Source organism: Nocardia sp. NPDC019323 (assembly GCF_044389845.1).
GTDB lineage: Bacteria > Actinomycetota > Actinomycetes > Mycobacteriales > Mycobacteriaceae > Nocardia > Nocardia implantans.
Genome location: NZ_JBIRYN010000005.1, coordinates 431,756 through 457,675 on the forward strand (window position 1 = coordinate 431,756; position 25,920 = coordinate 457,675).

The following is a 25,920-nucleotide window of genomic DNA, read 5'->3' on the forward strand; positions in this document are numbered from 1 at the left end:
GAACGGTCAGCGACTGGCCGTCGGCACGGCGTCCGGCGCGTCGGTGGAGGTGTAGTCGAAGGTGACATCGCCCCAGGTCGCCAGCGCGACGTCGAGCGGACGGCAGATCTCGGCCGCCTTCCGTAACACCTCGGGGCCTTCCTTCAGCAGGTCGCGGCCTTCGTTGCGAGCCTGAACGACCGCCTCCAGCGCGACCCGGTTCGCCTCCGCGCCCGCGGCGATGCCGAGCGGATGCCCGATCGTGCCGCCGCCGAACTGCAACACCACGTCGTCGCCGAACAGGTCGAGCAGCTGATGCATCTGCCCGGCATGGATGCCGCCGGAAGCCACCGGCATCACCCCGGGCAGGCTGGCCCAGTACTGGTCGAAGAAGATCCCGTTGGCCGGCTCGGTGCGGATGTGGTTGTCCCGCAACGTGTCGTAGAACCCCTTGGTCGTCGCCGGGTCGCCTTCCAGCTTCCCGACCACGGTGCCCGCGTGCAGATGGTCGACGCCGATCAATCTGCACCACTTGGCCAGCACCCGGAAGCTGACACCGTGCGTCTTCTGCCGGGTGTAGGTGGAATGCCCCGCGCGATGCAGGTGCAGCAGCACCCCGTTGCGGCGCGCCCAGTGCGACATCGACTGCATCGCGGTGAAGCCGACGGTGAGGTCCATCATGATGACGACGCTGCCGAGTTCCTTGGCGAATTCCGCGCGCTCGTACATCTGCTCCATCGACGCCGCGGTCACATTGAGGTAATGGCCTTTGATCTCGCCGGTCTCGGCCATCGCGCGGTTGACGCCTTCCATCGCGAACAAGTAGCGGTCGCGCCAGCGCATGAACGGCTGCGAGTTGATGTTCTCGTCGTCCTTGGTGAAATCCAGACCGCCTCTGCACGCCTCGTAGATGACGCGGCCATAATTGCGGGCCGATAGCCCGAGTTTCGGTTTCACCGTCGCGCCGAGCAGCGGCCTGCCGTATTTGTTGAGATATTCGCGTTCCATCACCGTGCCGTGCGGCGGCCCCTGGAACGTCTTCACGTAAGCCACCGGGATGCGCATGTCCTCCAGCCGCAGCGCCAGCAGCGGCTTGAACCCGAACACGTTGCCGATGATCGAAGAGGTCAGATTGGTGATCGACCCTTCCTCGAACAAGTCGAGATCGTAAGCGATATAGGCGAAGTACTCCCCCGGCCGTCCTGGCACCTCGTCGATGCGGTAACACTTCGCCTGGTAGCGCGAGTGCGCCGTGAGCCGGTCGGTCCACACCACCGTCCAGGTCGCCGTGGAGGACTCACCCGCCACCGCGGCAGCCGCCTCGATCGGATCGACGCCGCGCTGCGGAGTCACACGGAACACGGCGAGCACGTCGGTGTCCGACGGTTGATAGTCGGGCGCGTAATACCCCATCGACGCATAGGACTGGACACCCGGATCCCAGCGGTCGCGTTCGGTTTCTTCGGCCATCGTTCCTCCTGCTGTGCCACTGCGGGACACCCGCACCCGGGTGAACGGGCGTGCCTCGAGATTTCCAGGATGACCGGCCGGATACCGACAAACAATTTGATTGTTCCTCGCGATATTCAACGTATTCGTTGAGTTTGTTACCGTTTTCCGGTGGGTATGGTGACCGCGGCTCGGATGGAAACCTTCCTGGCCGTCGCCCGCCACGGCAGCGTTCGCCGCGCCGCGGCGCAACTGCACATCACCGAGGCCGCCGTCTCCGCGGCCGTCGCACACGTCGAGAAACAGCTGGGGGCCAAGCTCGTCGCGAAGGCCGGGCGCGGCATCGCGCTCACCGAGGCCGGGCGGGTCTACGCCGAGTACTGCCGCGGCATCCTCGGGTTGATGCAGGAGGCGCAGGCCGCCGTGCGCCGCGCCGAGACCGGGCGCCTGCGGATCGGCGTGGTCGCCACCGCGGGCGAGTACATCCTGCTGCGGCCGCTCGCGTCGTTCCGCCGCCGGTTCCCCGACATCGAACTGAGCCTGTCGGTGCATCCGCGCGACGCGCTGTTCCTCGAATTGCAGCATCACGAAACGGATCTCGTCATCGCGGGGCGCCCGCCGCGCGACACCGGGCTGGTGGTGCGCGCCCGTCGGCCGAGCAGCCTGGTCGTGGTCGGCCTGCCCGAACTCGACCCGCTGCACGCCACCTGGCTGCTGCGCGGGCGCGGTTCCGGCACCCGCGAGGCCACCCTCGGCTTGCTCGATCAGCTCCGGATCGAACCGCCCACGCTCACCCTCGGATCCCACGGCGCCGTCCTGGCCGCCGCGCGCGAAGGACTGGGCGTGACCTTGATCCACAGCGACGCCATCTCCCAGGACCTGGACAACGGCGTGCTGCGCGTGCTCCCGGTCGATGGCACCCCGCTGGATCGTCCGTGGCACGCCGTCACCACCCGCACCCCGACGCCGACCACCCGCCTGTTCCTGGCACACCTGCTCGACGCCGCCGAGGCCGGCTCCGCCGCATTCCACCCCCATTGAAGCCGCCACCGACAAGCCCACGATCGGCGCGGAATCCGCTGGCTGGATGTGACAGACTGGCTCGCATGACCGGAGGGGAAGTACCGTCCAACGTCTCGGACACCGCTCGCTGGGTCGCGGCCTACCGGGCACGCGAGACCGAGCGCCCGGACGCGCTGTTCCGCGACCCGCTCGCCGACCGGCTGGCCGGCGAACGCGGCCACGCCATCGCCGACAACGCACCCCCGGTGATGCGCGGCGGGTGGCCGATCGTCACACGGACCAAGTTGATCGACGACCTCGTCGCCACCGCGATCGGCGAAGGCTGCGACCGCGTCCTCAACCTCGCCGCAGGCCTGGACACCCGCCCCTATCGGCTCGCGCTGCCCGACGATTTGCTGTGGATCGAGGCCGACCTGCCCGAGCTCGTCGCGGAGAAGGACAGCGCCCTCGCCGGTGAGACGCCGCACTGCGTGCTCATCCGCCGAGCGGTCGATCTCGCCGATCCGGACGCGCGGGCGAAGTTCCTCGACGAGGCGCTCGGCGCGATCGGCCCGGTCACCGCCCCCGCGTCGAAAGCCCTGGTACTCACCGAGGGCCTGCTGATGTACCTCGACCCGCCGACGGTCACCGACCTTGCCGCCGCACTGTCCCGCCCCGAGATCGCCTGGTGGTTGCTGGATTTGAGTCTCGGGATGCGCAAGATGCGCTCCGGGGACACCTTCGCCAACGCCCCGATGAAGTTCGAGCCCGCCAACGGCGTCCGCTTCTTCGAAGACCTGGGCTGGCAGCCGATCGAGCTCGAGAGCCTGCTGCTGCACGCCCGCAAGTTCCGCCGGGCGCCGTGGTACCTGCGGCCGTTCACCTACCTGCCCCAGCCCGACCCCCGCAAACCCGTGCGCAACCCGTGGTCTGGCATCATCCGCTTCCGCCGCACCTGAGCGCGCCGATCGCCGCCGCCCGCCGCTACAGCTGGCCGTGCTGGGAGTCGAAGGTCAGGACGCGTCCGCCCAGTTGGATCTGCGCGCCCGGTGCGAGGACGATCGGCTGGCCCGGCACCGCCCGGACCCAGTCCTGGCGGCCGGGATGACGGATGTGGGTGCCGTTGGTCGAGCCGCCGTCCACGACCGTGACATCCCAGTCGAGCAGGCGGATCTCCGCGTGCGCCCGTGACATTCCGCCCGAGCTGTCCTCCAGCCGCACCGGCCGCGCACCACGCGCGACCGCCTCCGAATGTTCCGGCTCGCGACCGAGAACGCAGTCGCTGTCCAGGACGAACGACGTGCCGTCGTCCAGCAGCAGCACACCGAGCGGTGGGCGCACCCCTGCGCTGAGCACGCAGGTGAGCTGATCCATCCGGATGCCGCACACCGCGCAGAACGACACTCGCGGATCGTTGTGATGACGCCGGGCGCACTGGAAACCCTGCACGATCACCCGATGCCCCATCGTGTTCGATCCGGTCGAACCGAGCGCGGCCGCGACGACTCCGGCCGAGGGCGCCACGGTCTCGGCGAGGTTCGCGTCGTTGGCGATCGCGTGATCCCGATCCGTGCGGTGTGCGGGCGGTGGCGCCGGCGGAATCGGCTGCGCGGCGGGTGTCACGCCATCGCGTGGCGTGGCGCGCCGCGACGGCGCATGGAGATCGATTTCCGTCGCGGCATCAACGGAGTCCTCGCCTTTACGCAAGCTCGGCGCTCGCCGTGGTTGGGCCGCGGGCGTGTCGGAACCCGGCTGCGCACCGGAACGGTGTGGTTGCGGCGCCGCCTGCGGTGCGGCGGTCACATTCGGACCCGGCATCGGCGCCGGGGCCTGAACGGGATGCGGTTCGGACGCCGGTCGTGGCGCGGCGTGCGGCGGCTCCGCGGTTCCCCGCGGTTCACCGGTCGGCTCCGGTTCGGCGTGCGGTGTGGATCCAGCGTGCGGCTGCCGCAGCCCCTCGGTGACGCCGTGGCCGCGCGGCTCGTCACCGATCGCGGCCGACCACAACACCGCTCCCGATCCAGGTGCGGTCCCGGCGCCGAGGGAGAGGATCCCGCGCTCCGGCAGCGATTCCGCGGCCCAACCCGCCTCGTCCACGAACAGTCCCGCGCCACTGCCGGGTGCAGGCGTCACCATCCGGTCGACGGTGAATCCGGCGTCCCGGCCGCGCAGCACCTCCGTGTGGCCCGGCCCGGCGAGCACCGCGGTGATGCCCCCGTGCAGGAACACCGCGAGTCCGTCGTCCACCGGCGTGATCACGCCGAATTCGACCTCGTCCTCCTCGCCGTTGGACAAGCCCATCAGCCATGTCGTGGCCAGCCGCGCCACCGCCCGCCCGCTACGGCGGTCACGCGCGACGGCTTCGCCCACGATGTCCAGCAGCGCCGTCATCGTGCGGGCCGCGACCGTGTCCGCCGTGACCGGTCCGTCGCTCCGGTGCGCGACGACCACTACGGCGCCGCTGGCGCTCGCCACCAGGTGGGCGCCCGGTAACACCTCGATCTGCGCGCTCACAGGAATCGGCCGCCTTGGAAGCGCCACCGATGGAACACCACCCGCATCGGCCCGTTCACGATCAGCCAGAAGACGATCCACGTGATGACGAACTGGAGCAGGAAGGCGGTGAGCGACGGGCGCAGATGCTCGGGCAGCACCATCGTGGTGTAGCGCACCAGCACCCAGATCAGCACTCCTTCATTCAGGATGGTGACCAGACCGAACAGGGTCGGCCAGTCCTTTTCCCAGCGGAACTGCTGCAGCAGATGGTAGAGCAGTTCCCAGAGCACACCGACCAGAACGGTGGCCAGCAGCACCGACAGCGTCACCCGGTAGGCCTGCCCGGTGCTCAGCGAGCCGGTCGGCAGCAACGGGGTGATCAGCAGCGCGACGACGAAGCCGATCACGCTCAGCGCGAGCAGGCGGGTCTGGATTCGCCCGTTCAAAGTTGGGAGCATTGTTCAGATCTTCTCGTTCGTAACCCACAGCCACCATTGCCGCGTCGAGCGCAGCGGACCCATCCTCCGGCAGAACCCGACCGCGGCCAGGTCGTCGGCGATCTCCTGCGCGGCGATCTGCAAGCCGAGGAAGGTGTCCACGCCCACGAACGGCCCGCCGAGCGTCGCGCTGCCGGAGGCGTACATCCGTCCCGCCCCGCTGCGGGTGCCGATCAGCTCGAAGGTCGTGTCCACGTCGAGCCTGCCGAGCGGATTGCGACCCGCGCCGGCGTGATCGAGCAGATCTGCCAGCAGCCGGTGCTCGCGGATGTCGGCTTCCAGGCCCGTGCAGTCGATGATGTAGTCGACGGTCGTGTCGAACGGTTGCGTCGGCGGGGGAAACGGCAGCGGCGCACCGGCGTCCGGGAGAATCGTGGCGACCACGCCCTGCCGTCCCGCGGCCGGACGCGGGGCACGCATCGTGCCCGCCATCACCTGGTACCACCCCTCCCGGCGACCGCGGCGCAACTGTTCCTGCCAGTTGTCGCGGATGGGGGTGTTGGTGCCGGAGATCTCCTTGTACGCCCGCGCCCGTTCCTCGCCTTGCAGCCGCCGCACCTTCTGCTTGAGCTGACCGCCCCACACCGACTTCGGATAGTTGAAGCCCTGGTAGGCCCACCCGTCGCCGCCCTTGCGCCTGCTGAAGACGTTCTTGCCGTGCGGTCCGGCGATATAGGTGCGGAACAGGTGCAGGATCCGGGTGTCGAGGCGGTATTTGTCCCGGTCGTCGATGAGCCGTTGCAGGACGCGGCTGGCCACGATCCCGCTGCCGCGGATCAGCACGGTACCCGGCCGCCGCTGTAGCGCCTGGTAGACGTGCTCGTGCGGCTCGTAGGCGTTGACCACGCGCGTCGGGTCACGATGGGTTTCGCGATACTCCTGCAGGTCCGGCAGCAGCTTCAAGCCCGGATACCCCACGGCCACATGCACATACGTGCTGCGGAAGGCGACGCGTTTGGTCGGCGTCGATCCGGCGGGTGGAGTGAGGATGGTGAAGTACCCGCCGCCGTGGCGCTTGCGGACCATGCGCACGTGCCCGCGGTGCAAGGAGCGGGCGTAGCCGATGCGGTGGAATTCCCGCTCCATGGACTCGAACGCCTGGCCCGCCCGCGGGGTGTAGTAGTTGGCGAAGATCGGCTCGACCAAAACGTTCCACAGCGCCTTGATCGACTTGTCGGCGATCGCCTCCCGCACCGCGTAGGACGGGAAGCCCCAGATGTTGTCCGGGGTGGAGGCGGAGTCGCTGCGCAGGCGCTCGCCGCGGGGGATCTGAGACACCCTGGTGAGATACTCGTAGGAGGCCCACGGGTGCTCCTGGGGACCGAGCACCGCCATCGCCTCCGCGGGCACGCCGAAGATCCGGAGCGTGTCGTAGGTGACGAAGGACCCGATCCCGCTGCCGATGGTCACGAACGGTACGTCGATCACCGGAATCCCGGCGCCGCCAAGCATTTCATCGGTCCAGACGTCGGTGTCGACGAGGGCCTGCGTGATGTCTCCCCGCATTGGCCGGACTCTACCGGCAGATTCTTGTCAACTGCTTGCCATCGGCTTTCGGGGGACGACTGCACTGGTGACGCGCGGTGCACGACGCGCGCGAATCATCTGCGCCGAACCTGCCACGCGGTGCGCCGTCGCGGACGTACCATGCCGTTCGTGGCCGATTCTCCTCGTTCCACCCCGCTGCGGGTTCTCGTGTACAGCAACGACGCCGACACCAGGCGCCAGGTGATCCAGGCCTTGGGCAAGCGTCCGAGCGCGGAGCTACCGGAGTTCGAGTATCTGGAGGTCGCCACCGCCCCCGTGGTGATCGCGCAACTGGACGCAGGCGGCATCGACTTGGCTGTGCTCGACGGCGAGGCCTCCCCGGCAGGTGGGCTCGGCATCGCCAAGCAGTTGAAGGACGAAGTCGATCCGTGCCCGCCGCTGCTGGTGCTCACCGGCAGGCCCGACGACGCATGGCTGGCCAGCTGGTCACGGGCGGAGGCGGCGGTGGCGCATCCCATCGATCCACTGCGGCTCACCGAGGCCGTCGTCGCTCTGCTGCGCAACCGCACGGCAGCCTGATCGCACCGGCCATTCATAGCGATCATGAATTAGTTTGCTCGGGCGTGCCGGCTCCTGGCGGACGCCCTGCGCGCCCACGGCCCCGTGTGTCACACAATTGTCGCCCTTCCCGACTGCGAACCCGCTCGGGACCACATTTGACGTCGCGAAACCCGACATCTCAGGCTTCCAACTGACCGTTCACCCAACCCTGCGGACGCTCCGCGCGGATTACCACCGTTTCGGTCATAAATGCTTGTACTGAATTCGATCAAACGCCGTCGCCAAACACGCTGCGGGCCGCCCGTTCAGTTGTAGGCTGTGCCCTATCTCACACGGAGACGGATCCGGTAATGACCGTCCCCGGGTGGAGCCGAGGGGCGAGTCTGGCCGAGGCGGACAACGACGTCAGCCCGCCTCGGACGCTGTTATCTGCCGCTCGCAAGGAGGGGAAGTGCAGTCGTGAACATCGAGGTGCCGACGCTTGTACTCGGCGCGATCGCGGCGGCGTTCGCGTTGTTCTCCATCGTCCTGTCCGCCCTGGTCGGTCCGAAACGACGCAACCGGGCCAAGCTCGAACCCTACGAATGCGGTATCGAGCCGACGCCCCACGCCGTCGCGGGCGGGCCGGGAAACGTTACCGGGCAACGCTTTCCGGTGAAGTACTACCTCACCGCCATGCTGTTCATCATCTTCGACATCGAGATCGTGTTCCTCTACCCGTGGGCAGTCCACTTCGATGCGCTCGGTCTCTTCGGTCTGGCCGCGATGGCGTTGTTCATCGTCAACGTCTCGGTGGCCTACGCCTACGAATGGCGGCGGGGTGGGCTCAGCTGGGAGTGACCGCCCGGCAGCCGATTTCGTAGCCGACGAATGGAAGCGAGTCAGTAGAACATGGGTCTCGAGGAAAAACTGCCCAGCGGCTTCCTGCTGAGCACGGTCGAGGATTTCGCCGGATACCTGCGCAAGGGCTCCCTGTGGCCAGCCACCTTCGGGCTGGCCTGCTGCGCCATCGAGATGATGGCCACCGGCGGGGGCCGATTCGACATCGCCCGCTTCGGCATGGAGGCCTTCCGCGCCTCGCCGCGGCAGGCCGATCTGATGATCGTCGCGGGCCGGGTGAGCCAGAAGATGGCTCCGGTGCTGCGCCAGGTCTACGACCAGATGACCGAACCGAAATGGGTGCTCGCGATGGGCGTCTGCGCCTCATCCGGAGGGATGTTCAACAACTACGCCATCGTGCAGGGCGTCGATCACGTGGTGCCGGTGGACATCTACCTGCCCGGCTGCCCGCCCCGGCCGGAGATGCTGCTGAACGCGATCCTGGCACTGCACGCCAAGATTCAACAGATGCCGCTCGGCGTCAACCGCGAGGAAGCCGTCCGCGCCGCCGAACAGGCCGCGCTCGCCTCGACGCCGACCATCCGGATGGAGGGTCTGCTGCGATGACCTTCGACACCCCCGACGACACCGAGACCCCGCCCGCGCACGACGCGATCGATGCCGCGGCCACCGCGGGGCCGGAAGGCACACTGCCGGAGGAGGATTCCGTACCGCCTGAGGCCGACGTCATCGGCGTGCGCCGCGGCATGTTCGGCGTCACCGGCACCGGCGACACCTCCGGTTACGGCCGCCTGGTCCGCCCGGTCACCCTGCCCGGCGGCACGCCGCCACCCTACGGCGGGTACTTCGACGAGGTCGTCGACGTGCTGCGCGCCGCGCTCACCGCCGCCGGCTCCCGTCCGGAGGCGGCGCTGGAGAAGGTGATCGTCTTCCGCGGCGAGCTAACCCTGCACGTGCGCCGGGAGCAGCTGCCCGTGGTGGCCCGCGCGCTGCGGGACGACCCCGCTTTGCGTTTCGAACTCTGCCTCGGTGTGAACGGCGTGCACTATCCGGAGGATTCCGGCCGTGAACTGCACGCCGTCTACCACCTCATGTCGATCACGCACAACCGCCGCCTACGGGTGGAGGTCGCCGCGCCGGACGCCGATCCGCACATCCCCTCGCTCTACGAGGTGTATCCCACCACCGACTGGCACGAGCGCGAAACCTACGACTTCTTCGGCATCCGGTTCGACGGGCACCCCTCGCTGACCCGGATCACCATGCCGGACGACTGGCGCGGCCACCCCCAGCGCAAGGACTACCCGCTCGGCGGGATCCCGGTCGAATACAAGGGCGCGCGCATCCCGCCGCCCGACGAGCGGAGGGCATACAGCTGATGCACGACACCGACACCGAACCCGAGGTCACCTCCCCCGAGCCCGCCACGGTCACCGTCGCGGGGCAGGACTGGGACCAGGTGGCCGAGACGCTGTCCGGCGCGGGCGAAGAACGCATCGTCGTCAACATGGGCCCGCAGCATCCGTCCACCCACGGCGTGCTGCGGCTGATCCTGGAGATCGAAGGCGAAACCGTCACCGAAGCCCGCTGCGGCATCGGCTACCTGCACACCGGAATCGAGAAGAATCTCGAATTCCGCAACTGGACCCAGGGCGTCACCTTCGTCACCCGGATGGACTACCTGTCGCCGTTCTTCAACGAGACGGCGTACTGCCTGGGCGTGGAGAAGCTGCTCGACATCACCGAACAGATCCCAGAGCGCGCCACGATCGTGCGCGTGCTGCTGATGGAGCTCAACCGCATCTCCTCGCACCTGGTCGCCCTGGCCACCGGCGGCATGGAGCTCGGCGCGCTGACGCCGATGCTCTTCGGCTTCCGCGAACGCGAGCTGATCCTCGACGTGTTCGAGACGATCACCGGTCTGCGCATGAACCACGCGTTCATCCGCCCCGGCGGCCTGGCCCAGGACCTGCCCGAGGACGGCGTCACCAAAGTGCGCGAACTGCTCGCGCTGCTGCCCAAACGGCTGCGCGACATGGAGCACCTGCTCACCGCCAACCCGATCTGGAAGGCACGCACCCAGAACATCGGCTATCTCGACCTGCAGGGCTGCATGGCCCTCGGCATCACCGGCCCCGTGCTGCGCGCCACCGGCCTGCCACACGACCTGCGCAAAGCCCAGCCCTACTGCGGCTACGAGAACTACGAATTCGACGTCCCCACCACCACCGGATGCGACTGCTACGGCCGCTACGTCATCCGGGTGGATGAGATGAAGGAATCGCTGAAGATCGTCGAGCAGTGCCTGGACCGGCTCCGGCCGGGACCGGTGATGATCGACGACAAGAAGATCGCCTGGCCCGCCGACCTGCAACTCGGCGCCGACGGACTGGGTAACTCCCCCGCGCACATCGGCAAGATCATGGGCACGTCCATGGAGGGCCTGATCCACCACTTCAAGCTGGTCACCGAAGGCATCCGCGTGCCCGCGGGCCAGGTGTACGCGGCCGTGGAGTCACCGCGCGGCGAACTGGGCGTGCACATGGTCAGCGACGGCGGCACCAGGCCCTACCGGGTGCACTATCGCGACCCCTCGTTCACCAATCTGCAAGCGGTCGCGGCGATGTGCGAGGGCGGCATGGTCGCCGACGTCATCGCCTCGGTCGCCAGCATCGACCCCGTCATGGGCGGAGTGGACCGATGAACCCGGCAACGCACGGCGACACCCCCAACGGCGGCTACGCGACCGGCGGGACGCAAGTCCTGCTGAAGCTCAGTACCCGCCCCGAGCCCTATCAGCCCTTCGTGCGCGAACGGCTCGAGACCGACGCCAAGGAGATCATCGCGCGTTACCCGCATCCGCGTTCGGCGCTGCTGCCCCTGCTGCACCTGGTGCAGTCCGAGGAGGGCTACGTCACCGGCACCGGAATCGAGTTCTGCGCCGAGCAATTGGGCCTGACCGGCGCCGAAGTCACCGCGGTCGCCACCTTCTATTCGATGTTCCGGCGCACACCCACCGGTGACTACCACGTCGGCGTCTGCACCAACACCCTCTGCGCGGTCATGGGCGGCGACGCAATCCTCGCCGCGCTCGAGCGCCATCTCGGCATCGGGCACGGCGAGACCACGGCGGACGGGTCGATCACGCTCGAGCACGTCGAGTGCAACGCGGCCTGCGACTTCGCGCCGGTGATCATGGTGAACTGGGAGTTCTTCGACAACCAGACCCCTGAGTCCGCGCGAGCGTTGGTGGACGCGCTGCGGGCCGGACAACAGGTCACCCCGACCAGGGGCGCGCCGCTGTGCACGTTCAAGCAGACCGCGCGCATCCTCGCCGGGTTCCCCGACGAGCGCCCCGGTGTGCTCGACGGCGCGGCCGGTGAGGCGACGCTCGCCGGTCTGCGGGTCGCCCGCGAGGAGGGCACGCGATGACGCTCACCCCGGTGTTGAGCACCTACTGGGACGACCCGCAGTCCTGGACGATGGACACCTACCTGCGCCACGACGGCTATCAAGCGCTGCGCGCCGCACTGCGGATGGAGCCGGATCAGGTCATCCAGACGGTCAAGGACGCGGGCCTGCGCGGGCGCGGCGGCGCGGGCTTCCCCACCGGCATGAAATGGAGCTTCATCCCGCAGGGCCCCGGCCCCGACGGCGTCACCAAACCGCACTACCTGGTGGTGAACGCAGACGAGTCGGAACCCGGCACCTGCAAGGACATTCCGCTCATGCTGGCCGCGCCGCACGCGCTGATCGAAGGCGTCGTCATCGCAGCCTACGCCATCCGCGCGGCGCACGCGTTCATCTACCTGCGCGGCGAAGTCGTTCCGGTGCTGCGGCGGCTGCAGGCCGCGGTGGCCCAGGCCTACGAAGCGGGTTTCCTCGGTCACGACATCCTCGGTTCCGGCTACGACCTGGAACTGATCGTGCACGCGGGAGCGGGCGCCTACATCTGCGGTGAGGAGACCGCGCTGCTGGACTCGCTGGAAGGCCGCCGCGGCCAGCCTCGGCTGCGCCCGCCGTTCCCCGCCGTCGCAGGCCTGTACGCCTGCCCGACCGTGGTGAACAACGTGGAGTCCATCGCCAGCGTGCCGCCCATCATCCGCAACGGCATCGCGTGGTTCCGGTCCATGGGCAGTGAGCGATCGCCCGGCTTCACCCTCTACTCGCTGTCGGGTCACGTGACGCGGCCGGGGCAGTACGAGGCGCCGCTGGGCGTCACGTTGCGCGAGCTGCTCGGTTACGCGGGCGGCGTGCGCGCCGGGCATCGGGTGAAGTTCTGGACGCCGGGCGGCTCGTCGACGCCGCTGTTCACCGAGGAACACCTCGACGTGCCGCTCGACTACGAAGGCGTCGCCGGCGCGGGATCCATGCTCGGCACCAAGGCTTTGCAGATCTTCGACGACACCACCTGCGTGGTGCGGGCGGTGCTGCGCTGGACGGAATTCTACGCCCACGAGTCCTGCGGCAAGTGCACCCCGTGCCGGGAGGGCACCTACTGGCTGGTGCAGCTGCTGCAACGCATCGAGGCGGGCACCGGCGTCGCGTCCGACCTGGACAAGCTGCTCGACATCAGCGACACCATCAACGGCAAGTCGTTCTGCGCCCTCGGCGACGGCGCGGCCAGCCCGATCGTCTCCTCGCTGAAGTACTTCCGCGCGGAGTACGCCGAACACCTGCGGCTCGGCGGCTGCCCGTTCGATCCGGCGCGCAGCACGGCATGGGCGGAGTCAGGAGAAGAGGTCCGATGAAACCGGTATCGCGCAGCGATGCGATCAGGGGTGGCGGCCGTGCGGCGAGCGGGCCCGCCACCGTGCGTGACGACAACGGCGGCCCCGCGCCCACCGACCTGGTGACCGTGACAATCGACGACACCGCCGTCAGCGTGCCGCCCGGCACGCTGCTGATCCGGGCCGCCGAACTGATCGGCATCCAGATCCCCCGCTTCTGCGACCATCCCCTGCTCGACCCGGTCGGCGCCTGCCGCCAATGCCTGGTCGACGTCGAAGGGCAGCGCAAACCGGTCGCCTCCTGCACGATGGCCGTCGCCGACGGCATGGTGGTGCGCACCCAGCTCACCTCCCCCGCCGCCGACAAGGCGCAGGAGGGCGTGATGGAGCTGCTGCTGATCAATCATCCGCTCGACTGCCCGGTGTGCGACAAGGGCGGCGAGTGCCCGCTGCAGAACCAGGCGATGTCCACCGGCCGCGCCGAATCCCGATTCGACGGCCGCAAACGCACCTACCCCAAACCGATTCCGCTGTCCACGGCCGTGCTGCTGGACCGCGAACGCTGCGTGCTGTGCGCCCGCTGCACCCGCTTCTCCCAGCAGATCGCCGGCGATCCGTTCATCGAGCTGATGGATCGCGGCGCGCTGCAACAGGTCGGCACCGCGCAGGCCGAACCGCTGGACTCCTACTTCTCCGGCAACACCGTGCAGATCTGCCCGGTCGGCGCGCTCACCGGCACCGCCTACCGATTCCGGGCGCGCCCATTCGACCTGGTGTCCAGCCCGAACGTCTGCGAGCACTGCGCCTCCGGCTGCGCCCAGCGCACCGACCACCGCCGCGGCAAGGTCCTGCGCCGGCTGGCCGGCGACGACCCGCAGGTCAACGAGGAGTGGAACTGCGACAAGGGCCGGTGGGCCTTCACCTATGCCACCGAGCCCGACCGGCTCACCACCCCCTTGGTGCGCGGCTGGGACGGCGAACTCACCCCCGCCTCGTGGTCGCAGGCGCTGGCCGCGGCAGCGGAGGGACTGGCCGCGTCCTTCGGTAACGCGGGGGTCCTGGTCGGCGGCCGGGTCACCGAGGAGGACGCCTACGCCTACGCCAAGTTCGCGCGAGTCGCCCTCGGCACCAACGACATCGATTTCCGGTCCCGGGCGCATTCGGCGGAGGAGGCCGACTTCCTCGCCGCCCGCGTCGCGGGCCAGGACCCCGCGGTCACCTACGACAGCATGGAAGCCGCGCCGGTCGTGCTGCTGGTCGGATTCGAACCCGAAGAAGAGTCACCGATCGTCTACCTGCGGTTGCGCAAGGCCGCCCGCAAGCGCGGCCTGCCGATCTATGCGCTGGCGCCGTACTCATCGCGCGGGCTCGAGCGCATGTCCGGACGGCTGATGCGCACCGCGCCCGGCGCCGAACCGCATCTGCTCGACGCGATCCGCACCGGCGAGATCACCACGCCCGGTGCGGATCCCGCCCAGCTGGCCGACCTGGCCCGGCTGCTGCGCGAACCGGGTGCGGTGATCATGGTCGGCGAGCGCATGGCGGCCGTCGCGGGCGCGTTGTCGGCCGCCGTGCGGCTCGCCGATGAGACCGGCGCCGCCCTCGCCTGGGTGCCGCGCCGGGCGGGCGAACGCGGCGCGGTGGAAGCGGGCGCCATGCCCGGCCTGCTTCCCGGCGGCAGGCCGGTCGCCGATCCCCGTGCCCGCCAACAGGTCAGGGCCGTCTGGAACGTGCCGGAACTGCCGGTGGGCGCCGGCCGCGACACGACGGCCATCCTGGAGGCGGCGCCCGGCCTCGGCGCGCTGGTCATCGGCGGAGTCGACGTCGCCGACCTGCCCGACCCGGCCGCCGCGCTGGCCGCCATCGACGCCGCCAGATTCGTGGTGAGCCTGGAACTGCGCCGCAGCGCCGTCACCGAACGCGCCGACGTGGTGTTCCCGGTGGCCACGGCGATGGAGAAATCCGGCACCTTCCGCACCTGGGAGGGCAGGCCGCGCCCGTTCGCCGCCGCGCTGGGCGACGACATGGTACGCCGCCGAACCGCGCCGCTGTCGGATCAGCGCGTGCTGCACGCCATCGCCGCCGAGATGTCGGTGCGCCTGGGTCTGCCCGACATCGACTCCGCCCGCGCCGAACTCGACGAACTCGGCGCGTGGGACGGCACGCCCGTCACCGCACCCACCCATGCGCCGAACCCGCTGCCGCGGCCGGAACCAGGAACGGCGGTGCTCGCCGGCTGGCGCATGCTGCTGGACGAGGGGCGCATGCAGGACGGCGAACCCAACCTGGCCGGCATCGCCCGGCCTCCGGTGGTGCGGCTGTCGGCGGCCACCGCCGCCGAGATCGGCGTGCAGCCCGACGATCCGGTCACCGTCGCCACCAGCCGCGGCGCGGTCACGCTTCCCCTGCTGATCAGCGACCTGCCCGACCGCGTGGTCTGGCTGCCGCAGCACTCGCCCGGCTGCTCCATCGCCGAGCAACTCGGCGTCCAGCCCGGCGCGATCGTGCAGCTGCGGCACGCCGACGAGAGGATGAAGGAGCACCGCCATGAGTGATCTCGCCACGCTCGTCCTGGCCTCCACGGTGACCGACACCGCCGCCGATCCCTACGCACCCGCGGGCTTCGGGCACGACCCCCTGTGGCTGGTGATCGTCAAAGCGCTGGCGGTCTTCGTCTACCTGATGCTGATCCCGCTGGTCGCGGTGCTGGCGGAACGAAAGATCGTGGCGCGCATGCAGATGCGTATCGGCCCGAACCGCACCGGGCCGTTCGGTTCGTTGCAGAGCATCGCCGACGGCGTGAAGATGGCCCTCAAAGAGGACATCGTCCCGGCGATCGTGGACAAGCCGATCTACATCCTGGCGCCGGTCATCTCGGTGGTGCCCGCCTTCATGGCCTTCGCGGTCATCCCGTTCGGACCGGAAGTGTCCTTCTTCGGTGTCACCACTCCGCTGCAGCTGACCGATCTGCCGGTGGCGGTGCTGTACATCCTCGCGATCACCTCCATCGGCGTCTACGGCATCGTGCTGGCCGGATGGTCCTCGGGCTCCACCTACCCGCTGCTGGGCGGGCTGCGCTCGACGGCGCAGGTCATCTCCTACGAGATCGCGATGGCGCTGTGCTTCGCGACGGTGTTCCTGCTCACGGGCACCATGGCCACCTCAGGCATCGTGTCCGCGCAAGAAGGCACCTGGTATGTGTTCCTGCTGCTGCCGTCGTTCCTGATCTACTGCGTCTCGATGGTCGGCGAGACCAACCGCGCGCCGTTCGACCTGCCCGAGGCCGAAGGCGAGCTGGTCGGCGGCTTCCACACCGAGTACTCCTCGCTCAAGTTCGCGATGTTCATGCTGGCCGAGTACGTCAACATGGGGACGGTGTCCGCGCTGGCCACCACCCTGTTCCTTGGCGGCTGGCACGCGCCATGGCCGTTGAACATGTGGGACGGCGCGAATTCCGGCTGGTGGCCGGTGCTGTGGTTCACCGCGAAAGTCTGGACGTTCCTGTTCGTCTTCATCTGGCTGCGCGGCACGCTGCCACGGCTACGCTACGACCAGTTCATGAATCTCGGCTGGAAACTGCTGATCCCGACCTCGCTGGCCTGGGTCATGGTGGTGGCCACCGCGCGGGTGCTGCAAGCCGAGGGCTACCGGGTGCAAACCCCCATCCTGGTGATCGGCGGCCTGGTGGTCACCGGCCTGCTGGTGCTGCAGTTCCTGCGCGCCGGCCGAGCGCAGGCGGCGCCACCACCGGTCGAGGAACCCGTGGCAACGGACGGCACCGACTCGACGGTCTTCCTCGGCTTCCCGGTTCCGCCGCTGCCCGCCGACGCGCACGCCCGCGACGCCACCCGCGCCAAAGCCGGGCTGTTCGAGCCGCTGGCCGGGTTCGCCGCCACCGCGGGCACCATGTTCAAGAAGCCGAACACCGAGTTCTATCCCGAGCAGAAGACGCCGACCGCGCCGCGCTACCACGGCAGGCACCAGCTCAACCGGCATCCCGACGGGTTGGAGAAGTGCATCGGCTGCGAGCTGTGCGCGTGGGCCTGCCCCGCCGACGCGATCTATGTCGAGGGCGCCGACAACACCGAGACCGAACGGTATTCGCCCGGTGAACGATACGGCCGGGTCTATCAGATCAACTACCTGCGCTGCATCGGCTGCGGCTTGTGCATCGAAGCCTGCCCCACCCGGGCGCTGACGATGACCAACGACTACGAGATGACCGACGACAACCGGGCCGATCTGATCTACGAGAAGGACCGCTTGCTCGCCCCGCTGCAACCGGGAATGACCGCGCCGCCGCACGCCATGCACCCCGGCGCCGACGAGGCGGACTACTACCTCGGCCGAGTGCCGGGCGCCACGCCGGCCCCCAACGGAGCCACGGCGACCGATGTGCCCCGCCGACCTGCCGCCGCCGGTGTGGAAGGAGCGACACGGTGACCGAACTGATCCTGGCCGCGGAGCCATTGACCCGCGCCTCCACCGGGGAGACCGTCCAGTTCTGGATTCTCGCCCCGCTGGCCGTACTCGGCGCCCTCGGCATGGTGTTCGCCCCCAAGGCGGTGCACTCCGCACTGTGCCTGGCCGCCACGATGATCGCGCTGGCCGCGTTCTACATCGCCCAGGACGCCCTGTTCCTCGGCATCGTGCAGATCGTGGTCTACACCGGCGCGGTGATGATGCTGTTCCTGTTCGTGCTGATGCTCGTCGGCGTCGACTCCGCCGAATCCTTGAAGGAGACCATCCGCGGCCAGCGGCTCGCCGCCGCCGCGGTCGGCGTCGGTTTCGGGTTGCTGCTCAGCAGCGGCATCGCCCACGGCGTGCGCGAATCCGGCATCACTCTCCCCGCCAGGGGTTTTCCCGGACGCAACGTGATCGCCGAATTGGCCGAACTGATCTTCCTGCGCTACGTGTGGGCCTTCGAACTCACCGGCGCCCTGCTGATCACCGCCACCATCGGCGCCATGGTGCTCGCCCACCGCGAGCACTTCGGCCCCCGCACCGACCAGCGCGAGCTGTCGCGGCGCAGGTTCCGCGAGCAAGGCCACCGCGCCACACCACTGCCCACCCCCGGCGTCTACGCCAGGCACAACGCGGTGGACATCCCCGCGCGGCTGCCCGACGGGTCGTTCGAGGAACTGTCGGTCAGCACCATCCTGCGGCACCGCCGCACCAGGGCGCTCACCGAAGCGGCCGTCATCTCGGTCGGCACCACGCCCGCACCGGACGGGACCGACACACCCAGCGACGAGGAAGGCAACCGGTGAATCCCGAGAACTACCTGTTCCTGTCCGCCCTGCTGTTCACGATCGGAGCGGCCGGAGTGCTGCTGCGGCGCAACGCCATCGTCGTGTTCATGTGCGTGGAGTTGATGCTCAACGCGGTGAATCTCACGTTCGTCACCTTCGCCAGGATGCACGAGAACCTCGACGGACAGGTGTTCGCGTTCTTCACGATGGTGGTCGCGGCGGCCGAGGTGGTCGTCGGCTTGGCCATCATCATGACCATCTTCCGTACCCGCCGCTCGACCTCGGTCGACGACGCCAGCGCGCTGAAGTTCTGACGTGGACACCGCGACGCTGTGGCTGCTGCCCGCCCTCCCCCTGGCGGGCGCCATCGTCCTGCTGCTGACCGGACGTCACGCCGACAAGTGGGGTCATCTGCTCGGCACCGCGCTGGCCCTGGCCTCGTTCGTGGTCGCTGCGCTGGCGTTCACGGACATGCTCGGGCGCGACACCGCCGACCGCGCGGTGCACCAGGACCTGTTCAGCTGGGTCCCGGTGGCCGGGCTCCAGGTCGACTTCGCGCTGCGCCTGGACCAGCTCTCGATGTGTTTCGCGCTGCTGATCACCGGTGTCGGCTCGCTGATCCACGTCTACTCGATCGGCTACATGAGCCACGATCCGGCGCGGCGGCGGTTCTTCGCCTACCTGAACCTGTTCCTCGCGGCCATGCTGCTGCTGGTCCTGGCGAACAACTACCTGGTGCTCTACCTCGGCTGGGAAGGCGTCGGCCTGGCCTCCTACCTGCTGATCGGGTTCTGGTACCACAAGCCGTCGGCGGCAACGGCGGCGAAGAAGGCGTTCGTGGTCAACCGGGTCGGCGACATGGGCCTGGCGATCGCGATGATGGTCATGTTCGCGACGTTCGGATCCATCGACTTCGACGTCGTGTTCGGCGCCGCGTCCGGCGCGGGCGAGGGCACGCTCACCGCGATCGGCCTGTTGCTGCTGCTGGCCGCGTGCGGCAAGTCCGCGCAGGTGCCACTGCAATCCTGGCTCGGTGACGCGATGGAGGGCCCCACCCCGGTGTCGGCGCTCATCCACGCGGCCACCATGGTCACCGCGGGCGTGTACCTGATCGCGCGTTCCAACGCGATCTTCGATCTCGCACCGTACGCGCGCCTCGGCGTGGTGCTGGTCGGCGCGGTCACCCTGCTGTTCGGCGCGATCATCGGCTGCGCGAAGGACGACATCAAGAAGGCGCTCGCCGCCTCCACCATGAGCCAGATCGGCTACATGGTGCTGGCCGCCGGCCTCGGTCCCGCCGGGTACGCCTTCGCCATCATGCATCTGCTCACCCACGGGTTCTTCAAGGCCGGGCTGTTCCTCGGCGCCGGTTCGGTGATGCACGCGATGAACGACGAGACCGACATGCGCCGCTACGGCGGACTGCGCACGCTGTTGCCGATCACCTACGTCACCTTCGGCCTCGGCTACCTCGCCATCATCGGCGTGCCACCGTTCGCCGGATTCTTCTCCAAGGACCGGATCATCGAGGCGGCGTTCAACCAAGGCGGCCTCGGCGGGGTCGCACTGGGGCTGGTCACGCTGCTCGGCGCGGGCCTGACCGCGTTCTACATGACGCGGGTCATGCTGATGACGTTCTTCGGCGAACGCCGCTGGAAACCGGACACCCATCCGCACGAAGCTCCCGCGGTGATGACCGGGCCGATGATCCTGCTCGCCGTCGGCTCGATCGGGGCCGGGGCCGTGTTCGTCTTCGGCTCCTCGCTGCAGAACTGGCTCGAACCGGTCGTCGGCGCCCACCACGGCACCGAAACCGTTCCCGCGGCGCTGGTCACGGTTCTCGCGCTGGGCGTGGTCGCCGTGGGGGTGTGGGTGGCCTACTCGCAGTACGCGCAGCGTGAGGTCCCCGAGACCGCGCCCGACGCTGTCTCCGCGCTCACCGTCGCCGCGCGCCGCGACCTGTACGGCGACGCGGTCAACGAGACCGCGCTCATGCGGCCGGGACAGTACCTGACCCGGGCGCTGGTCTTCCTCGACAACCGCGGCATCGACGGGATCGTCAACGGCACCGCGGCGCTGATCGGCGGATTGTCCGCGCGGGCCCGGCGAGTGCAGTCGGGATTCGTGCGCTCCTATGCCCTGTCCATGTTCACCGGCGCGGCCCTCGTGGCCGCCGCCCTGCTGGCGGTGAGGTTGTGGTGAACGAATACCCCTGGTTGACGACGCTGTGGCTGGCGCCGGTGGTCGGCGCGGCGATCGTGCTCGCGCTGCCCGCCGCGCGGCGCACCCTCGCACGCGCGGTGGCACTGGGCTTCTCGGTGCTGGCGCTGGGTATCGGCATCGCGCTCGCGGTGCGCTTCGAACCCGGCGGCGCGCAATACCAGTTCGTCGAATCCCATCAGTGGATTCCGGCGTTCGGCGCCGGTTACACCCTCGGACTGGACGGCATCGCGCTGGTGCTGGTGCTGCTGACCGCGGCGCTGGTGCCGCTGCTGATCCTGGCGGGCTGGCACGACGAACGCGAAGTCGGCAGCGGCAGACGGGTGGCCCACACCTACGTGGCGCTCATCCTGCTCGTCGAGGCGATGGTGCTGATCTCCTTCCTCGCCTTGGACATCCTGCTGTTCTACGTGTTCTTCGAGGCGATGCTCATCCCGATGTACTTCCTCATCGGCGGGTTCGGTCCACGCACCGGCGACGCGCTGCTGCGCAGGCAGCGGTCACGCGCGGCGGTGAAGTTCCTGCTGTACAACCTGTTCGGCGGGTTGATCATGCTCGCCGCGGTCATCGGGTTGTACGTGCTGACCGCCCGCGAGGGATTGGGCGAGGGATCGGCGGGCACGTTCGATTTCCGCGCGGTGGTCGCCGCCGCCAACGCCGGGCAGCTCGGCGCGGGTCCGGCGGTGCTCAATGCCCTGTTCCTCGGATTCATGTTCGCCTTCGCGGTCAAGGCGCCGCTGTGGCCGCTGCACACCTGGCTGCCCGACGCCGCCGTCGCCGCGACGCCGTCGAGCGCGGTGCTGATGATGGCGGTGGTCGACAAGGTCGGCACCTTCGGCATGCTGCGCTACTGCCTGCTGCTGTTCCCCGGCGCGTCGGACACCTATGCGCCGCTGGTGATCACGCTCGCGGTGATCGGCATCGTGTACGGCGCGCTGCTGGCCATCGGGCAGACCGACGTGATGCGCCTGATCGCCTACACCTCGATCTCCCACTTCGGTTTCATCATCCTCGGTGTCTTCGCCATGACCAGCCAGGGGCAAACCGGCGCGACGCTGTACATGGTCAATCACGGCATCTCCACCGCCGCGCTGTTCCTGGTGGCCGGATTCCTCGTCTCGCGGCGCGGAACCCGGCTCATCGCCGAGTACGGCGGCGTGCAGAAGGTGGCCCCGGTGCTGGCAGGCACGTTCTTCATCGCCGGTCTGGCGACGCTGTCGCTCCCCGGCCTCGCGCCGTTCGTCAGCGAATTCCTCGTGCTGATCGGCACCTTCACCCGCTACCGATTCGCCGCCGTCATCGCCGCCAGCGCGCTGGTGCTCGCGGCGCTCTACGTGCTGTGGCTCTACCAGCGGATGATGACCGGACCGGTGAAGAAGGGCAACGAACGGATCTGGGATCTCGCTCCGCGTGAACTCGCCGTCGTTATCCCGCTGATCGCCGCGCTGCTGTTCCTCGGCATCTACCCGAAAGTCCTGACCGACTTCATCGATCCCGCGGTGAGCCAGACGCTCACCACCATCGGCCGCAGCGATCCCGCGCCGTCGGCGCCACCGGCGGAGGCGGGATCGGCGAACCATCCCGGAGGTGCCCACAAATGACCGACCTCGCCTCCACCGCGACGCTCGCCGCGAGCGTTCCCGCGCCGAGCATCGAATACGGCGCCCTGTCGCCCATGCTCATCGTGTTCGGCGTTGCCGTGCTCGGTGTCCTGGCCGAAGCGTTCGTCGCGCGGCCTTACCGCTATGCCACCCATCTGGTGCTGAGCGTGGCGGGCTTGATCGCCGCGCTGATCGCCGTGGCGCTGCTGGCGGGCACCGAAACCGCGGCTGTCGCCGGTGCGGTCGCGATCGACGGCGTGACCTTGTTCCTGCAGGGCACGATCCTGGTGGTGTCGCTGCTGGGGATCTTGTTCATCGCCGAGCGCGGAGCGCAGCCGCGTCAGCGGGCGCGGTCGGGCCCGGGAACCTGGAGCCGGGCGGCCGCCACCCTCGAACGCGGCGTCGATGCCTTCACGCCGCAGGCCTCCGCGGTGCCGGGCAGCGCGGACGAAGCGGCGGCGCTGCGCGCGGGTGTCGCGACCACCGAGGTGTTTCCCCTGACGCTGCTCGCTGTCGGCGGGCTGCTGCTGTTCCCGGCGTCCAACGACCTGCTGACCATGTTCGTCGCTCTCGAAGTGCTGTCGCTGCCGCTGTATCTGTTGTGCGGTCTGGCCCGGCACAGGCGGTTGCTCTCCCAGGAAGCGGCGCTGAAGTACTTCCTGCTCGGCGCGTTCTCCTCGGCGTTCTTCCTCTACGGCGTCGCGCTGCTGTACGGCCAGGCGGGCACGGTGCGCCTCGGCGGCATCGCCGAGGCGATCGCGCGGCAGCCGGACAACGCGACGCTGGCGGTTCTCGGGATCGCGATGCTCGCGGTCGGGCTGTTGTTCAAGATCGGCGCGGTGCCGTTCCAATCCTGGGTGCCCGACGTCTACCAGGGCGCTCCCACCGCGATCACCGGGTTCATGGCCGCGGCGACCAAGATCGCGGCGGTCGGCGCGCTGGTGCGCGTGCTGCAGGTCGCGGTGCCCGGCCTGCGCGACGACTGGCGTCCCATCCTCGCCGCCGTCGCCATCGCCACCATGGCCGTCGGCGCGGTCATGGCCATCACGCAGACCGACGTCAAACGGATGCTCGCGTATTCCTCGGTGGCCCACGCCGGATTCCTGCTCACCGGCCCGGTGGCGGCCAACGACCGCGGCGTCGCGGCGGTGTTGTTCTATCTGCTGGCCTACGGCATCGGCACGCTCGGCGCGTTCGCCGTGGTCAGCCTGGTCCGCGAGCCGGACGGTGACGAGGCCACCGGCCTGCCGCGCTGGGCGGGGCTCGGCCGCCGCTCGCCGTGGCTGGCGACGGTGTTCGCGCTGTTCCTGCTCTCCTTCGCCGGATTGCCGCTCACCAGTGGCTTCGTCAGCAAGTTCACCGTCTTCGAGGCCGCCGCTTCGGGCGGCGCCACACCGCTGGTCATCATCGGCGTGATCTGCAGCGCCATCGCGGCGTTCTTCTACCTGCGGGTCATCGTGCTGATGTTCTTCACCGATCCGCCCGCCGACGCGCCGGTGCTGGTCAGCCCGCCGCTGACGACGACGATCGTGGCGATCACCGCGGCGGTCACGTTCGCGCTCGGCGTCTTTCCGCAGCCAGTGCTCGACCTCGCCGACCGCGCGGCGACCTTCGTGCGCTGACGCGCCCCGGTGCCGCCGCCCCATCGCGGCGGCACCTGCGGCTGGACGTACTCAGGCGCCGCGCCGGCGTTCCAGCGCTTTCGCGATCAGCGCGCGGGCGCGATCGCCGTACTCGGCCTGCTCGGCGAGGATCGCGAAGGTCTTCTCGTGCAGCGCGATCTCCGAGGGCCGCGTGATGGTCAGCTCCGCCGAGACCGTCTCGGTCAGCACCTGCGCCCGGTCGTAGATGACGAAGTTCGTTGCCGGAGCGCGGTACTCCGCACAGATCGGGATGATGCCCAGCCGGACGCTCGGGTTGGCCATCACCGCCAGCAGGTGGGCGAGCTGCTCGGCCATGACGGCGCTGTCACCGACCGTGCGCCACAGCGCGGCCTGATTGACCACGAAGTGGAACCGGTGTTTCGCCCGGAAGAGCACCTGCTTGCGGCTCATGCGCGCGGCCACCGCTTCTTCCAGGTCGTCACGGCCGCCGGTGACGGCGATGCAGGCGGTCAGGATCGCGCGCGCATAGCCCTCGGTTTGCAGCAGCCCCGGCAACGTATCCGGCGCGTACCAGCGGATCTGTGTGGTCTGCGCTTCCAGGTCGATCGACTGCCGCTGCCTGCGCGCGTGCCCGGAGGCGACGGTGCGCTGCCATTCCAGGTACATCGATTGCAGATTGCGTGCGTTGGCGACGAGATCGTCCAGCACGGCGATATTCCCGCACGCTTCGCACCAGGCGGCGAGATCGGCTTCCGAGGGCGTCTGCTTGCCGCCCTCGATCCGGGAGACCTTGCTCGAATGCCACCCGCACCTCGCGGCCAGCTCCAGGCCGGTGAGGTGGGCGGCGCGACGAAGTTCACGCAGGCGGGCGCCCAGCACCTCACGTGCGTCCGACACACCGTTCACTCGTGTACGTGCTCACTCTCGTAATATCGTTGGTGCTCGATTCCCATGGGCCACAGCCGTTCCCGCACACCCAGGTACCTGCTGACCAGCGCCGGATCGGTGGTGATCGACAAGCCGGTGAACGACCCGTTCTCGGCGAAGGTGTTGAAGGCCACGGTGTGGGTGTCGAACAGCCAGTGGTCGTCGTGCGGCAGATCGGCGGGGTCGACCAGATGCCGCGGCAGCCAGCGCACCGCCTCACCGGTGGCGATGTTGTCGTCGGTGGCCGACAACAGCCACCGGGTGTAGCCGGTGTGCGGGACCGTCACGACACGTAGTCGTTCGAGGGTGACTCCGCGGGCGGCCGACTCGACCATCAGGGCATCCCAGGATTTCCATGACTCGGGCTGTTCCTCTCGCTCGTACGCTACTCCGGCATCGAAGCGGCGCAATGCTTCCTGCTCGTCCTCCATGACGTAGTGATCTCGAACCTCCAGGTGAAAGGCGCGGAATCGAGCCGCCCGGAACAGCGGCTCGAAACAGCGATCGCCTGCGACGTGCAGCATCAGCGCACCACCACGGCGGTTTCGTGACAGTCGAGGGTCAATTGGGCGAGCAGTTCGGGGTCGGTGACCGGTTCACCGGCCACCAGCACCGAACCGCAGGTTCCGCTGGCCTCCACCCGTAGCCACATGCCCGGCTCCAGCCAGTCCAGCAGTTGGTGCGGTACGCGGACGGTGCCCGTGCGGTCGGTGGCATCGCCCTGCACCACGAGCACGCCGGTGTCGGTCGCATACACGGCGGGGCAAGCTCCATGGTCGGATCCGGATCCGAGAAGTCGCAGGTTCATAGCTGATCCTTTGCGAGAGCGGGCGGACGATGTCGTGCAATCGTCCCCACCGGACCCGATGCCGGTCAACGCACTTCGCAAAGTCGCGCAAAATGTGGGCGGCGGTATCGGTGTGGCTTCTACCGTCGATTCGGCAACTCGGGCCGCCGCGCCGATGTCGATCCCGGGCTGCGTTCTCCGCGAGGGAAAGGGCTGCGAACATGATGAGACGACCCAGGACTGCCGCCGATTTCGCGGTGCTGGGTGTGCTGGCGCCGGGTGGATTGCTCACCGTCGAGCAACTGGCGCAGCAGGCGCGATTGACCGCCTGGTCCGTGCGCAGCGCATTGCTGCGCCTGCAGTCGCGCGGTTTGATCATGGACTGCCAGCACCGCGGCCGCTGGGCCATCACGCCGCGCGGCCGTGGTGAGTGGGCGGCGAAGGGACGCAGATTCACGTTGTGAGCCGAGACCTCGGTGGTTCCCGG

Annotated in this window: 24 protein-coding genes; 17 read left to right on the forward strand and 7 right to left on the reverse strand. The window is 68.9% G+C overall.

The annotated features are described in order from the left end of the window. Positions 1-6: 6 nt before the first annotated feature. On the reverse strand, positions 7-1,449 hold the full coding sequence (locus ACH49X_RS21345; protein ID WP_357206136.1) for a form I ribulose bisphosphate carboxylase large subunit: 1,443 nt from the start codon (positions 1,447-1,449) through the stop codon (positions 7-9). A gap of 156 nt (positions 1,450-1,605) precedes the next feature. Between ACH49X_RS21345 and ACH49X_RS21350 the strand changes: the two genes are divergently transcribed. Together ACH49X_RS21350 and ACH49X_RS21355 are read left to right on the forward strand one after the other, a co-directional pair. Then, positions 1,606-2,469 (forward strand): LysR substrate-binding domain-containing protein, encoded by an 864-nt coding sequence (locus tag ACH49X_RS21350; protein WP_323124290.1) that lies wholly within the window; start codon positions 1,606-1,608, stop codon positions 2,467-2,469. A 65-nt stretch (positions 2,470-2,534) separates the two neighbouring features. Next, positions 2,535-3,389 carry an SAM-dependent methyltransferase gene (locus ACH49X_RS21355; RefSeq protein WP_357206138.1) on the forward strand — a complete coding sequence of 285 codons (855 nt, stop codon included), beginning with the start codon at positions 2,535-2,537 and terminating at the stop codon, positions 3,387-3,389. Positions 3,390-3,414: 25 nt separating this feature from the next. Here ACH49X_RS21355 and ACH49X_RS21360 read toward each other — a convergent pair whose 3' ends face one another. Genes ACH49X_RS21360 through ACH49X_RS21370 form a run of 3 tightly spaced genes read right to left on the reverse strand, consistent with a single transcriptional unit; the run spans position 3,415 to position 6,929 of the window. Then, on the reverse strand, positions 3,415-4,944 hold the full coding sequence (locus ACH49X_RS21360) for an FHA domain-containing protein (protein WP_323124271.1): 1,530 nt from the start codon (positions 4,942-4,944) through the stop codon (positions 3,415-3,417). Further along, a complete protein-coding gene (locus tag ACH49X_RS21365) occupies positions 4,941-5,384 on the reverse strand; it encodes a hypothetical protein (RefSeq protein ID WP_195081185.1) in 444 nt (147 codons plus the stop codon). The genes ACH49X_RS21360 and ACH49X_RS21365 overlap by 4 nt, the downstream gene beginning before the upstream one ends. Before the next feature lie 3 nt (positions 5,385-5,387). After that, positions 5,388-6,929 carry a hypothetical protein gene (locus ACH49X_RS21370; RefSeq protein WP_195081184.1) on the reverse strand — a complete coding sequence of 514 codons (1,542 nt, stop codon included), beginning with the start codon at positions 6,927-6,929 and terminating at the stop codon, positions 5,388-5,390. A gap of 141 nt (positions 6,930-7,070) precedes the next feature. On the opposite strand from ACH49X_RS21370, the gene ACH49X_RS21375 reads away from it, so the two are divergent. From ACH49X_RS21375 to nuoN, 14 genes are all read left to right on the forward strand, one after another. Continuing rightward, positions 7,071-7,490, forward strand: a complete 420-nt coding sequence (locus tag ACH49X_RS21375; RefSeq protein ID WP_195081183.1) for a response regulator transcription factor — start codon at positions 7,071-7,073, stop codon at positions 7,488-7,490. A gap of 441 nt (positions 7,491-7,931) precedes the next feature. Then, positions 7,932-8,312: an NADH-quinone oxidoreductase subunit A gene (locus ACH49X_RS21380; protein ID WP_195081182.1), complete on the forward strand. Its 381-nt coding sequence runs from the start codon at positions 7,932-7,934 to the stop codon at positions 8,310-8,312. Positions 8,313-8,363: 51 nt separating this feature from the next. Beyond that, complete coding sequence (locus ACH49X_RS21385) at positions 8,364-8,918, forward strand: NADH-quinone oxidoreductase subunit B family protein (RefSeq protein ID WP_067807367.1); 555 nt, start codon at positions 8,364-8,366, stop codon at positions 8,916-8,918. Next, a complete protein-coding gene (locus tag ACH49X_RS21390) occupies positions 8,915-9,691 on the forward strand; it encodes an NADH-quinone oxidoreductase subunit C (protein ID WP_357206140.1) in 777 nt (258 codons plus the stop codon). Before ACH49X_RS21385 ends, ACH49X_RS21390 begins: the two co-directional genes overlap by 4 nt. After that, positions 9,691-11,016 (forward strand): NADH dehydrogenase (quinone) subunit D, encoded by a 1,326-nt coding sequence (gene nuoD / locus ACH49X_RS21395; RefSeq protein WP_357104964.1) that lies wholly within the window; start codon positions 9,691-9,693, stop codon positions 11,014-11,016. The genes ACH49X_RS21390 and nuoD overlap by 1 nt, the downstream gene beginning before the upstream one ends. Then, on the forward strand, positions 11,013-11,744 hold the full coding sequence (gene nuoE, locus ACH49X_RS21400) for an NADH-quinone oxidoreductase subunit NuoE (protein WP_357206142.1): 732 nt from the start codon (positions 11,013-11,015) through the stop codon (positions 11,742-11,744). The genes nuoD and nuoE overlap by 4 nt, the downstream gene beginning before the upstream one ends. Further along, complete coding sequence (gene nuoF, locus ACH49X_RS21405; RefSeq protein ID WP_195081178.1) at positions 11,741-13,063, forward strand: NADH-quinone oxidoreductase subunit NuoF; 1,323 nt, start codon at positions 11,741-11,743, stop codon at positions 13,061-13,063. Before nuoE ends, nuoF begins: the two co-directional genes overlap by 4 nt. Continuing rightward, a complete protein-coding gene (locus ACH49X_RS21410) occupies positions 13,060-15,597 on the forward strand; it encodes an NADH-quinone oxidoreductase subunit G (protein ID WP_195081177.1) in 2,538 nt (845 codons plus the stop codon). The genes nuoF and ACH49X_RS21410 overlap by 4 nt, the downstream gene beginning before the upstream one ends. Then, positions 15,590-17,485 carry an NADH-quinone oxidoreductase subunit NuoH gene (nuoH, locus tag ACH49X_RS21415; RefSeq protein ID WP_397070607.1) on the forward strand — a complete coding sequence of 632 codons (1,896 nt, stop codon included), beginning with the start codon at positions 15,590-15,592 and terminating at the stop codon, positions 17,483-17,485. The genes ACH49X_RS21410 and nuoH overlap by 8 nt, the downstream gene beginning before the upstream one ends. Next, a complete protein-coding gene (locus tag ACH49X_RS21420) occupies positions 17,482-18,312 on the forward strand; it encodes an NADH-quinone oxidoreductase subunit J (protein WP_195081175.1) in 831 nt (276 codons plus the stop codon). The genes nuoH and ACH49X_RS21420 overlap by 4 nt, the downstream gene beginning before the upstream one ends. Next, on the forward strand, positions 18,309-18,608 hold the full coding sequence (nuoK, locus tag ACH49X_RS21425; RefSeq protein WP_195081174.1) for an NADH-quinone oxidoreductase subunit NuoK: 300 nt from the start codon (positions 18,309-18,311) through the stop codon (positions 18,606-18,608). Before ACH49X_RS21420 ends, nuoK begins: the two co-directional genes overlap by 4 nt. 1 nt (position 18,609) lies before the next feature. Next, the gene (gene nuoL, locus ACH49X_RS21430) at positions 18,610-20,496 is read left to right on the forward strand and encodes an NADH-quinone oxidoreductase subunit L (RefSeq protein ID WP_195081173.1); all 1,887 of its coding nucleotides are present in this window, start codon (positions 18,610-18,612) and stop codon (positions 20,494-20,496) included. Continuing rightward, positions 20,493-22,115 (forward strand): NADH-quinone oxidoreductase subunit M, encoded by a 1,623-nt coding sequence (locus ACH49X_RS21435; protein WP_357206144.1) that lies wholly within the window; start codon positions 20,493-20,495, stop codon positions 22,113-22,115. The genes nuoL and ACH49X_RS21435 overlap by 4 nt, the downstream gene beginning before the upstream one ends. Next, complete coding sequence (gene nuoN / locus ACH49X_RS21440) at positions 22,112-23,737, forward strand: NADH-quinone oxidoreductase subunit NuoN (RefSeq protein WP_357206146.1); 1,626 nt, start codon at positions 22,112-22,114, stop codon at positions 23,735-23,737. Before ACH49X_RS21435 ends, nuoN begins: the two co-directional genes overlap by 4 nt. A 51-nt stretch (positions 23,738-23,788) precedes the next feature. On the opposite strand, the gene ACH49X_RS21445 is transcribed toward nuoN, so the two are convergent. From ACH49X_RS21445 to ACH49X_RS21455, 3 genes are read right to left on the reverse strand one after another with little or no spacing between them, the layout of a single operon-like run. Next, positions 23,789-24,616, reverse strand: coding sequence for a helix-turn-helix transcriptional regulator (locus ACH49X_RS21445; protein WP_357206148.1), 828 nt, complete (start codon positions 24,614-24,616; stop codon positions 23,789-23,791). 5 nt (positions 24,617-24,621) lie between these two features. After that, positions 24,622-25,170, reverse strand: a complete 549-nt coding sequence (locus ACH49X_RS21450; RefSeq protein WP_357104950.1) for a DUF6879 family protein — start codon at positions 25,168-25,170, stop codon at positions 24,622-24,624. Then, the gene (locus ACH49X_RS21455) at positions 25,170-25,403 is read right to left on the reverse strand and encodes a hypothetical protein (RefSeq protein WP_051020738.1); all 234 of its coding nucleotides are present in this window, start codon (positions 25,401-25,403) and stop codon (positions 25,170-25,172) included. The genes ACH49X_RS21450 and ACH49X_RS21455 overlap by 1 nt, the downstream gene beginning before the upstream one ends. A 254-nt stretch (positions 25,404-25,657) precedes the next feature. Between ACH49X_RS21455 and ACH49X_RS21460 the strand changes: the two genes are divergently transcribed. Then, positions 25,658-25,897 carry a helix-turn-helix domain-containing protein gene (locus ACH49X_RS21460; RefSeq protein ID WP_195081168.1) on the forward strand — a complete coding sequence of 80 codons (240 nt, stop codon included), beginning with the start codon at positions 25,658-25,660 and terminating at the stop codon, positions 25,895-25,897. The last annotated feature ends 23 nt before the right edge of the window (positions 25,898-25,920 follow it).